This window comes from Oleiagrimonas sp., from assembly GCF_027858935.1.
Classification (GTDB): domain Bacteria; phylum Pseudomonadota; class Gammaproteobacteria; order Xanthomonadales; family Rhodanobacteraceae; genus Oleiagrimonas.
On record NZ_JAQIBU010000229.1, the window covers coordinates 1 to 12,517 of the forward strand.

The following is a 12,517-nucleotide window of genomic DNA, read 5'->3' on the forward strand; positions in this document are numbered from 1 at the left end:
GTTCAGTCATGATGAAAACTCCTTTTCACTGGACGGGCGACGTTGGGACAACCCGACCCGTGGCCAGAAAGCATAGCGCACCGGCCGCCTCGTCCGTGAGCGCATGACTGCACGGGCAGGCCGTCAAGGGTGTCCCGTGCTTCATGGCCCATATCGCGTCAACAGCGACCTGCAACCGGTTCACCATCTCGCACCACAGACACTGCACCGGACACAGACGCCCTGCACACAGAAGGACCGCGCCTGCCCGGACGCCATCGTGTTGCGGATGGCTGGGCATCTGTCTACTGTCGCGGAATGCACGGGCTCTTCACCCGGGCGTGATCAGGACAATCCTGCATGATCATCAACATTGATCCATCCGGTGTTTTGCGGCGGCGTGCTGCATGCGGCGCCCGCTTCTCTTCAACCCGGAAAGATGCATGTTGAGGCCTGCCTGGCGCGCGCTTCGATGCCTGCCGCGGACCGTCTGGCTGCTGGGTCTGGTCAGCCTGTTCAACGACACCGCCAGCGACATGATCTATCCGCTGGTGCCGTTGTACCTGGCATCGGTACTGATGGCCGGCCCGCGCACTCTGGGGCTGATCGAGGGGGTGGTGGAGGCTGCCAGCAGCCTGCTCAAGCTTGTGGCAGGAGTGCTTTCTGATCGCACCCGCAGCATGCGTGGCTGGGTTATCGGCGGGTATGCCCTGGCTGGCATGGCACGGCCTTTGATCGGGCTGGCCAACAGCTGGGTCGGGGTTTTCGGCGCACGCCTGCTTGATCGCCTGGGCAAGGGCGTGCGTGCAGCACCTCGCGATGCGCTGCTAGGTGCAAGCGTCGAACCCGGACGTCGTGGACTGGCTTTTGGCCTGCATCGCGCGATGGACAATACCGGCGCCGTGCTGGGCCCGCTGATCGCAGCCGTGCTGCTGGCACGGGGCATGGGCATGCGCGAGATTTTCCTTTGGTCGGTGGTGCCCGCTTTCGTTGTGATCGTCCTGACCTTGCGCCTGAATGACCCGTCCGTGGTGGAGGTCTCCACACGTGGTCCGATGCGCTGGAACCTGTCCGGTCTGTCGCCGGAGTTTCGCCGTTATCTTGTGGTTCTGGGGCTGTTCACGCTGGGAAACTCCTCGAACATGTTCCTGCTGCTGCGTGCGGGTGATCTGGGGACCGACGCCGAACGCGTGGTGCTGATGTGGGCGTTGTACTCCGCCGTCGCGGCGATCTTTTCCACGCCGCTTTCGGCACTCTCGGACCATTTCGGGCGTGTGCGTGTGCTGGGTATCGCCTGGGGTGCGTATGCCGCAGCCTATCTGGTCTTGGGCCTGTTGCCGGCTTCGGGCTGGGCCTTGTGGGCCTCCTTTGCCGGCTATGGTCTGGTCATGGCAGCACTGGAGGGGACCGAGAAAGCACTGGTGGCCGATCTGGTCGAGCCGGGTCATGCCGGCACGGCGTTCGGTTGGTACAACCTGGTCGCGGGGCTGATGCTGCTGCCGGCGTCCATCATCTTCGGCGAACTTTGGCAGATCGCAACACCGTTGGCGGCATTCGCTTTTGGCGCCCTGTGTGCTGGCCTGGCCACCGTGCTCCTGCTGACCTGGGTCCGCAATGGACGGTCCGTGTCCGTCTAGACGCGTTGCGCGGTGCACACGCATTGCACGCTGCAAGCGTGAGCCGTGATAATGGCCGCTTGTCCATTGATCAGGATGTTTCCATGCTCGATCCGGTGCTCTTGCGCACGCAGCTTGCGGATACCGCCACGCGATTGAAGGCTCGCGGCTATGTCCTGGATGCGAAGGCTCTGGAAGCCCTGGAGGCCGAGCGCAAGCTGTTGCAGACCCGCACGCAGGAGCTGCAGGCTGAACGCAACACGCGATCCAAGGGCATCGGCAAGGCCAAGGCGGCGGGCGAGGATATTGCCCCGATGCTGGCCGAAGTCGCCGGCCTGGGCGATCAACTGAAGGCCAACGAGCAGGCCCTGGTGGACGTGCAGGCACGTATCCAGGCCATCGTCCTGGGGATCCCCAATCTTCCCGACCGTTCGGTACCCGAGGGCAGAGACGAGCGTGACAACGTCGAACAGTCACGCTGGGGCGAGCCGCGCACATTCGATTTCGAGGTCAAGGATCACGTCGAACTCGGCGAGCGGAACGGCTGGCTGGATGGCGAGGCCGGCGCCAAGTTGTCCGGAGCACGCTTCACGGTGCTGCGTGGTGAGCTGGCACGCCTGCATCGCGCGTTGGCGCAGTTCATGCTGGACCTGCATACGCGCGAACATGGCTATCTGGAATGCAACGTGCCTTTGCTTGTCAATACCGAATCCATGCAGGGCACCGGGCAGTTGCCCAAGTTCGCCGATGACGCCTTCTCCACCGTGGTCGGTGAGACACAGCGTTACCTGATCCCCACGGCCGAGGTACCGCTCAGCAACCTGGTCCGCGACAGCATCATCGAGGCCGATGATTTGCCGTTGCGCTTGACGGCACATACGGCGTGCTTCCGGGCCGAGGCTGGAAGCTATGGCAGGGACGTGCGCGGGATGATCCGCCAGCACCAGTTCGAGAAGGTCGAGATGGTGCAGATCACCCGTCCGGATCACTCCATGGAGGCCCTGGAACAGTTGAGCGGACACGCCGAGACCGTCTTGCGCAAGCTCGACCTGCCTTACCGCAAGGTCCTGCTGTGCACGGGCGACATGGGCTTCGGTGCCGCCAAGACCTACGATCTGGAAGTCTGGTTGCCCAGCCAGAAAACCTATCGCGAGATCAGCTCCTGCTCCAACTGCACCGATTTCCAGGCGCGTCGCATGCAGGCTCGTTGGCGCAATCCGGACACCGGCAAACCGGAACTGGTGCATACCCTCAATGGCTCGGGCCTGGCGGTCGGCCGTTGCCTGATCGCGGTGATGGAAAACGGTCAGAATCCTGACGGCTCGATTACCATTCCCGATGTCTTGCGTCCCTACATGAACGGTGAGGCATCCATAGCCTGAAACAGATATGCCAACCGATGAAACCCCACGCGTACAGGCAACGCATCATCCCGCCCGTTCGGTGGAGCATTTTCAATGGCGTGGCCTTGAATCGCCCTGGGATTTTCCCGTTTCGTCGTCGACGTGGGTGCATTGTTGATCTGACGGCGGTTTGCACGCCCCAGCCTCAGGGATCAGAGCATCGTGTCGCTGCTGCTTTTGCTGTACACGTTTTTGTTGCCCGAAGCCGTAAAGGGGGCCCCGCCGGGATTGTTCATTGCCACCGGTATACTGCTGCCGATCACGATCCTGTTCCCGGCATTTCATTTTGGCGCCTTGTGCAGACGTCTCCTCGCAAACGGTCTTCCAAGCAGGTAGACGACAACCTCGGGGGATCCACCCGCGTGGTCGTCACGCGCTACAATAGTCTTGTTCGCGCAGGCAGGACGCCGTAGCGAACATCGGTGCAGCCGATGGCCCGTAGGGCGAGGGGCAGGAGCCCCGAGTCAAACTGCCGTAAGGCGCGCGGAGCGCGTCTTGTTACAACTTAAAACGGAGAGATGGCCGAGTGGTTTAAGGCAGCAGTCTTGAAAACTGCCGTAGGTTTACGCCTACCGTGGGTTCGAATCCCACTCTCTCCGCCATTCAAGCACGGCAACCAGACATGCCCATTGCTCTTGGGTCCAGATGCTGGTGGGGCTCGGTTTGAGGCTTTCCGAGCGAATCCGACGCCGCTGTTGGATTCTTGTCGATACCCTTCGCAGTTGGGATTCACATCAAATTAATGATGTCTGGCGCACCGTCGTGAGATATCGAGGTCGGCGTTTCCTGCGCCAGGCTCAGAAGCACCCTCAATCCTCAAGGAATTCCGCACCGGTGTCTCGGTACGGTCAAATGACGAGCCGCGGATTCTATGGATAGAAATTCGTTACATGCGTTTATCGATTTTTTTCGTCGGGCTCTGGGAAAGCGCTTCCAGCGCTACGGTCCAAGGGCTGTAGAGCCTGAACCCGCACTTCGTGACGAGCTTTTCAGTGCCGACCAGATGGAACGCCATGGCGTCCATTTGGCGCAGCATCATCGCCTGGGTATCGGCAAAGCAAAGGGCCTGTTGCTTTCGCGCCTCGCCGATAATGAGGCAGTCCTGATCAAGAGTTGCCGGATGCTGACGTTAGCCACGCATTCCAACCGGCATATCACCCCGGCAGCGGAATGGTTGCTCGACAACTACTACCTGATCGAAGAGCACATACGCACCGCCCAGAAGCACCTGCCCAAAAGTTACAGCTATGCTTTGCCCTGGCTGGCCAATGGCGTCTCCATTGGCCTGCCGCGCGTCTATGATATCGCCCTGGAGGTCGTCTCCCATGGGGACGGTCGAGTGGACAGTGAAAGCCTGAGTCGGTTTGTCGTCGCCTACCAGACCATCACGCCACTTACGCTGGGCGAGTTGTGGGCGATTCCGATCATGCTGCGTCTGGCTCTGATCGAGAATTTGCGCCGTATCGCGGCGCGGGTGGTCAGCAACTGGAATGAACGCAAATTGGCGGCTGACTGGGCCGATCGCCTGACCAGGACTGCGGAACTTGACCCCAAGAGCGTGGTGCTGACGGTCTCCGACATGGCTCGTTCCGTACCACCCATGCTGGGTTCCTTTGTCGCCGAGCTGACACGTCGGTTGCAGGGGCAGAGCATGGCCCTCGCCGTTCCACTGACATGGATCGAGCAATGTCTGTCCGAGTCCGGACAGACCATTGAGCAACTGGTGCAGTTGGAGGCCCAGATGCAGGCTTCCACGCAGGTTTCGGTTGGAAACAGCATTGGCAGCTTGCGCATGCTGGACAGCACGGACTGGCGTGATTTCGTTGAATCCAACAGCATCGTCGAACATCTGCTGCGCGATGATCCGATGGGGGTCTATGCAAAGATGGACTTTGCGGCACGGGACCACTATCGGCATGCAGTGGAGAGACTTGCAAAGGGCAGTGACCAGTCAGAAGAGGCGGTGGCATTCGCCGCACTGGAGTTGGCCCGACAGGATGCTGCCGCCGACGCTGACGCAGTACAGACTCATGTGGGCTTTTATCTGATCGATCGCGGTCTGCCGGCGCTGGAGCAACGGATCGCCATGCGCTGGACGCCAGCCCGGATCTGGTTGCGGGCGCTGAAACGTGCGCCCTTGTTACTGTACCTGGTTCCTGTGGTGATCCTCACCGCTGTATTGGCGTTTCCTTTCATCCATGCAGTGCACTTGGCCGGTTGGCCAAGGGTCCTGGTGGCGATACTGGCTGTGGCACTGCTGTTGATGACCAGCCGCTTGGCGGTTGCACTGGTGAATTGGCTGGTCGCGCTGACGCTGACGCCCACAATGCTGCCAAGGCTGGACTTTGTTCACGGTATCCCCGTCTGTGCACGCACACTGATCATCATCCCAGCCTTGATCGGCAGCGAGCAGGACATCAACGAACTTGTCGAAGGCCTGGAGGTTCGCTTTCTGGCCAACCGGGACAAATACCTGCATTACGGCCTGCTGACCGATTTCGCGGACGCGCCAAGCCCGAAGTTGCCAGAGGATGCTGTGCTTGAGGCGACAGCCCAACGCCTGATTGAGGATCTCAACCAGGCATATCCGGGCGATGATGGCGATCGTTTTTTCCTGTTCCACCGCCCGCGCCGCTGGAATGACGCCGAACAGGTGTGGATGGGCTACGAACGCAAGCGCGGCAAGCTATCCGAGCTCAATGCTTTGCTGCTTGGCAAGGGCGGCAGCCGATTCTCGCTGATCGTGGGCAACACCGCGCGCCTTACTCAGGTGCGTTATGTCATCGCCCTGGATGCCGATACACAGTTGCCGCGTGATGCCGCACGCCAATTCATTGGTGCCATGGAGCATCCTCTCAACCATGCAGTCTATGACCCCGTCAAACGTCGCGTGGTTTCCGGCTACGCGATTCTGCAACCGCGCATCGGCATCAGCCTGCAGAGCACGGCACGGTCGGCGTATGCACAATTGTTTGGCAACGATGCAGGGATCGATCCCTATACCCGCGCGACCTCTGACATGTATCAGGATCTGTTCGGGCAAGGGTCGTTCATCGGCAAGGGAATCTATGCCGTGGAGCCGTTCGAGCAGGCACTGGAGGGACGATTCCCGGACAACCGGATTCTCAGTCACGACTTGATCGAAGGCACGTATGCCCGATCCGGCCTGCTCAGCGACGTCCAGCTTTATGAGGAATATCCGGCCAGCTACAGCACGAATGCGCGCCGACAACATCGCTGGATTCGCGGCGACTGGCAACTGTTGCCATGGATCGGGCCATGGGCGCGGGGAGCCAGTGGTCGGATCGAACGCAACCAGCTGTCGGCACTGTCGCGTTGGAAGCTGCTCGACAATTTGCGTCGCAGCCTGGAGCCTGCCGCACTGCTTGCCGTGCTGCTGCTGGGTTGGCTGGCAATCACGGATAAGCCATGGTGGATCATCGCCGTGCTGGCCTTCGTCTTCATCTTGCCACTGGTTTCCTCGCTGTTGCTACTGGTGCGCAAGCCGCACGATGTGATGCTGGGACAGCACCTTCCGGTTGCGTTGCGTGAGTCGGGACATCATCTGTTGCGCGCGTTGCTGGGGTTGGTATGGCTTCCGCACGAGGCGTTGTTCAGCCTGGATGCGATCTTGCGGACGTTGTGGCGCATGACATTCAGTCATCGTCATTTGCTGCAATGGACGGCTTCACGAGATGTCGAGCGGAGCAGTGTCAACGGGTTGGCCGGGTTGTATCGCTTCATGTGGATCGGTCCGGTCCTTGCGGTGTCCCTGGTTGCGCTTCTCTGGTCGCGACCTATGGCGCTGGCCTGGGCTACGCCGCTGCTTGTGGCCTGGCTGCTGTCGCCGGCCGTAGCCTGGTGGATCAGCCTGACGCCCAAGAGTGCAAGCTTCAGTCCTTCAACTGCACAAAAGCAGCTTTTGCAGGATCTGGCCCGACGCATCTGGGCATTTTTTGACCAGCATGTATGCGAAGAGGATCATTGGTTACCCCCCGACAACATTCAGCATGAACCCGGGCCGAGTGTTGCCCATAGAACTTCCCCAACCAATATGGGACTGGCGCTTCTGGCGCATCTGACTGCGCATGACCTGGGTTATCTGAGCGGCGCACGTCTGGTGCAGCGCGTTGGCTTGTCATTGATCACCATGCGGGGACTTTCGGGGTATCGCGGACACTTCTTCAACTGGTATGACACGCAGACCCTGCAGCCCTTGGAACCACGCTATGTTTCGACGGTTGACAGCGGCAACCTGGCCGGACACCTGATCACGTTGCGAGGAGGGCTGTTGACGCTGCCGGATCGTCCGGTCTTCGAAATGAGCGTGCTGCAAGGACTGGCCACCACGATCAGACTGGCAAGTCAGTCAATCGAAGACACCTCCCCGATGCAGTCCGCACTGGCGCGCATTCAGGTCGAACTGGAAAGGGCAGAAGCATCACCTCCGCGCTCTTTGCCGGCTGCAGCCCGATTGCTGCAACAACTGCGGGTGCCGATCGAACAACTTACAGACGATGTGAATTTGGATGACGGTAGCGAGACGCGCTACTGGGTGCGGTCGCTGCAGGCGCAGTGTCGTGATGTGGCCGCTGACATCAGCCCCTGGTCGCTACTTCCGGATCCGCAGCTGGACGATGCGGCGAGCGTACTTATGCCGACATGGCGAGAGCTCGCCAATATGCAGGTCGAAACATCCAATGAAAGCCGTGCGGATGCCTTGCTCGCATGCCGCCATCACGCCAAGAAATACGTGGCGTGTTGCGCGCGTCTGGCTGCCGAAACCCGGGCGCTGGAGGTGATGGATTTCGGTTTTCTCTACGATCGTCAACGCGACCTGCTCTCGATCGGCTACAACATGGACAACCGGCGAAAGGATGCGGGATATTATGATCTCCTGGCATCCGAGGCACGACTGACCTACTTCGTCGCCATCGCTCAGGGACAGTTGCCCCAGGCGGCCTGGTTCAGTCTTGGCCGCTTGTTGACCACCACCGGTGGTTTGCCGGTACTCCTGTCGTGGTCCGGTTCGCTTTTCGAGTACCTCATGCCGATGCTGGTGATGCCCAGTTATGCCGGCACGCTGCTCGAGCAGACATGCATCGCAGCGGTTGCACGGCAGATTGAATACGGTAACCAGCTGGGGGTGCCATGGGGGATGTCCGAATCCGGCTACAACGCGATGGACGTTCATTTGAACTATCAGTACCGCGCATTCGGTGTGCCGGGACTGGGGCTCAAGCGGGGACTCGGTGAGGATATCGTGGTGGCACCCTATGCCACGTTACTGGCGCTGCAGGTCTCTCCGGCAGCGGCCATGGCGAACCTGCAGCGAATGATCGCAGCCGGCTTTATGGGGCGTTATGGCTTGTATGAAGCCATTGATTACACCCCGACAAGATCTCCCCGAGGCCAATCGCATGCCGCGGTGCGCTCGTTCATGGCGCATCACCAGGGCATGGGATTTCTGGCATTGGCAAGTTTGTTGCTGGACGCGCCGATGCAGCGGCGCTTTGCCGCGGACCGGGAATGCCAGGCGAGTGCGCTCCTGCTGCAGGAGCGTGCTTCCAGAACGGCGGCCGAATACCTGCATGCCGCGAGCATGCCCACAGCGGCGGTGATCGCGCGCGGCGACGAGAGCGGGCTGAACGTCTTCACCGATCCGGAGCGTCCAAGTCCGGCAGTGCAATTGCTTTCCAATGGCCGCTATCACGTCATGGTCAGCAGTGCCGGTGGCGGATACAGCCGTTGTCATGAATTTGCGGTTACGCGCTGGCAAGAGGATTCGACCTGCGACAACTGGGGCATGTTCTGCTATCTGCAGGACATTGATAGTGGTGACTTCTGGTCGACGACACATCAGCCAACCCTGAAACGGGTGGACCAATATGAGGCGATTTTTTCCGATGCACGGGCCGAGTATCGCTTACGTGTACGCGGTATCGAGGCCCATACCGAGATCGCGGTTTCGCCCGAGGACGATATCGAACTGCGGCGTATTCATCTGACCAATCGTTCTCGTGTTCAGCGCACCATCGAGCTGACCAGCTATGCCGAAGTGGTTCTGGCGCCGGCACTGGACGATGCCATGCATCCGTCTTTCAGCAAACTTTTCGTACAGACCGAACTGATCCAATCGCTGCAGGCGATTATCAGTACGCGTCGCCCCCGGTCCACCGACAAAGATGCGCCGTGGATGTGTCATCTGCTGGCGGTACACGACGCGCATGTGTTGGCGGTGTCCTACGAAACCGACCGGTCCCGCTTCATCGGTCGCGGTCGGGATCTGGTTCATCCCGCGGCCATGGACATGCTGGATGGCGACGAGGGACTGCTCTCCAATAGTGCCGGATCCGTGCTGGATCCGATCGTGTCCATCCGCTGCCGGTTGCAACTCGAGCCCGGGCAGTCAGCGACAGTGGACCTGGTCACCGGCATGGGCGGCAGTCGTGATTCCTGCATGCACCTGATCGAAAAATACCGCGATCGACGCCTGGCGGATCGTGTGTTCGGTCTGGCCTGGACACACAGCGCGGTATTCCTGACCCAGCTCAACGCGACTGTGTCCGAGGCACGTCTGTACGAACAGATGGCCTCCGTGATCATCTATCCCCATGCCAGGCTGCGCGCCATGTCCAGTGTCCTGGTGGCCAACCAGCGCGATCAATCGGGTTTGTGGGGACAGGCCATCTCGGGGGATCGGCCCATTGTTCTGCTGCAGATCGGCAATATGGCGCACATCGACCTGGTGCGTGAATTGATACAGGCGCACACCTACTGGCGCCAAAAGGGATTGCTGGTGGATTTGGTGATCTGGAACGAAGACCAGAGCGGCTACCGCCAGCAGTTGCGGGACCTGATCATGGATCTGATCGCTTCCGGTCACGAGACCAACCTGCTCGATCGGCCGGGCGGCATTTTCGTGCGGCCGGCACCGCAGCTTTCACGCGAGGATCGTATCCTGACGCAGGCTGCAGCACGGATTGTCCTGTCCGACAAACGCGGCAGCCTGTCCCAACAGATTCACAGGCGCTGGGCGAATGCGCCTTTGCCACGTTTTGAACCGGAACATCTGGTTGTCGCTGGAAAGGATGAAGTTTCTGCAAACGCGGTTACGCAACCGGAGGCGCATGCCCTCGTTTTCGGCACCCCGTCTTTCGGTTTCAGCGCGGATGGACGCGAATACGAGATCATGACCAAGGCCGGCCACGTGACACCGGCACCCTGGGTGAACGTGCTGGCCAATCCCGATTTCGGTACGGTGATTTCGGAAAGTGGGGGCGCATATACCTGGAGCGCGAATGCACATGAGTTCAGGCTGACGCCCTGGAACAACGATCCGGTAACGGACGCCAGCGGCGAAGCGTTGTTCCTGCGCGACGAGGACAACGGTCATTACTGGTCTCCGACCCCCCTGCCGCGTCGTGGGAAAGGGGCCTATAGGACCCGTCACGGTTTTGGCTACAGCGTGTTCGAGCATGTCGAGGACGGCATTCACAGCGAGTTGTGGGTGTATGTCGCGATCGACGCAGCAGTCAAGTTTTCCGTGCTCAAGTTGCGCAACGACTCGGGAAGGACACGCCACTTGTCCGCGACCGGTTACGTGGAGTGGGTCCTGGGGGATCTGCGCGCAAACACGGCAATGCATGTGGTCACCGAACTTGATCCGGCCAGCGGTGCGCTGTTTGCACGAAATGCCTACAGGATAGGCTTTTCACAGCGCGTGGCTTTCTTCGATGTCGAGGCAGCGGATCGTTTCGCAACCGGCGACCGCAGCGAGTTCATTGGTCGCAACGGTACGCTTCGCGCTCCGGCAGCCATGGCTCATCCGCGGTTGTCCGGGCGTGTCGGGGCCGGGCTGGATCCTTGTGGCGCTATCCGCAGCAATTTCACGTTGAATGCCGGCGACAGCCACGAGGTGATTTTCCGACTGGGTGCAGCGCTCGACGCGAGTGGAGCGAGCGACCTGGCCAAGCGTTGTCGCGGCAAGGGTACTGCCGCCGCGGCCCTGGAGGCCGTCCAGGCCCACTGGCGTCGGATACTCGGTGCGGTGCAGGTGGAGACGCCCGACACGGCGGTCAACATGCTTGCCAATGGATGGCTGATGTACCAGGTGATCGCGTCGCGCTTCTACGCACGTAGCGGGTACTACCAATCTGGCGGAGCGTTCGGTTATCGCGATCAGCTTCAGGATGTGATGGCCATGATCCATGCCGATGCCGACCTGGTGCGTCAGCATTTGCTGCGTTGCGCCGCACACCAGTTTCCGGAGGGCGATGTGCAACATTGGTGGCACCCGCCTCAGGATCGCGGTGTACGCACGCATTGCTCGGATGACTACCTGTGGCTGGCGCTGGCCACGAGCCGTTATGTACGCATCACCGATGATCGCGACGTCCTTGATGAAAGGGTGCATTACATCGAAGGCCGGGCACTGCATCCAGGGGAAGAGTCCTACTTTGATCTTCCAGGTCATTCACCGCTGTGCGAAACCCTTTACCAACACTGTGTTCGGGCCATCGAGCACAGCATGCCGCGGGGCTCTCATGGCTTGCCATTGATCGGGGGCGGTGACTGGAACGATGGCATGGACCGGGTCGGCAAGGACGGGCGGGGGGAGAGCGTATGGCTGGCTTTCTTTCTGTACGAAGTCCTGAAGACGTTCGCGTCGACTGCCCGTGCTCACGGCGATGAGACTTTCGCCCATCGATGTGAAACCGAGGCCAGTGCCTTGCAGCCATCGTTGGAGCGTCACGGTTGGGACGGCCTTTGGTATCGACGGGCATATTTCGACGATGGCAGCCCGCTGGGTTCTGCCAGTAACAGTGCCTGCCGTATCGATTCCATCTCGCAGAGTTGGGCGGTGCTTTCCGCTGCCGTACCCGAAGCCCGACAGCGGCAGGCCATGCTGTCGCTGGACAAGCATCTGGTGCGGCGCGACCTTGATCTGGTGCAACTTCTGGAACCGCCCTTCGACAGCGATTCGGAGCTTGATCCAGGCTATATCAAGGCCTATGTGCCCGGCGTGCGCGAAAACGGAGGGCAATACACGCATGCGGCCGTATGGGCCGCAATGGCATTTGCAGCCCTGGGCGATGGCAAGCGTGCGTGGGAGGTGCTGGACATGATCAACCCGATCCACCATGGCATGGACGCCGCGACGATCGATGTATACAAGGTCGAACCCTATGTGGTCGTGGCGGATGTGTACGCCGTACCGCCGCATGCCGGACGTGGGGGATGGAGTTGGTATACCGGCTCCGCGGGATGGATGTACCGGCTGATTCTGGAGTCTTTGCTGGGCCTGCAGGTTGAAGGCGACCGGCTTCGCATCAGGCCGGTGGTACCGGCTGAGTGGAAACGTTACGTCGTGGATTACCGCTTCCGGAACACGCCTTATCACATTACGGTGCATCTGGTGGCAGATGATGAACCGCAGGTCATGGATGCCATCCCGGCCAGCGACGAGATTGTGTTGATCGACGACGGGCAGGATCATCACATCCAGGTGCAGTGTCG

4 protein-coding genes and 1 tRNA gene are annotated in these 12,517 nt (G+C 60.5%); 4 read left to right on the forward strand and 1 reads right to left on the reverse strand.

Features of this window, described 5'->3' with window-relative positions:
* Positions 1-422 precede the first annotated feature (422 nt).
* The 3 genes from PF446_RS08520 (at position 423) to PF446_RS08530 (ending at position 3,600) form a co-directional block, all read left to right on the forward strand.
* On the forward strand, positions 423-1,616 hold the full coding sequence (locus PF446_RS08520) for an MFS transporter (protein ID WP_298071007.1): 1,194 nt from the start codon (positions 423-425) through the stop codon (positions 1,614-1,616).
* 83 nt (positions 1,617-1,699) lie between these two features.
* Positions 1,700-2,977 carry a serine--tRNA ligase gene (gene serS / locus PF446_RS08525; protein WP_298071008.1) on the forward strand — a complete coding sequence of 426 codons (1,278 nt, stop codon included), beginning with the start codon at positions 1,700-1,702 and terminating at the stop codon, positions 2,975-2,977.
* Between the two features lie 533 nt (positions 2,978-3,510).
* Positions 3,511-3,600: transfer RNA gene (locus tag PF446_RS08530), tRNA-Ser, on the forward strand.
* A 284-nt stretch (positions 3,601-3,884) separates the two neighbouring features.
* Here the strand turns inward: PF446_RS08530 and PF446_RS08535 are convergent.
* Positions 3,885-4,037, reverse strand: coding sequence for a hypothetical protein (locus tag PF446_RS08535; RefSeq protein ID WP_298071009.1), 153 nt, complete (start codon positions 4,035-4,037; stop codon positions 3,885-3,887).
* Positions 4,038-4,118: 81 nt separating this feature from the next.
* Between PF446_RS08535 and PF446_RS08540 the strand changes: the two genes are divergently transcribed.
* Positions 4,119-12,517 (forward strand): glycoside hydrolase family 94 protein (locus PF446_RS08540; RefSeq protein WP_298071010.1); only part of this gene is annotated, 8,399 nt, incomplete at its 3' end.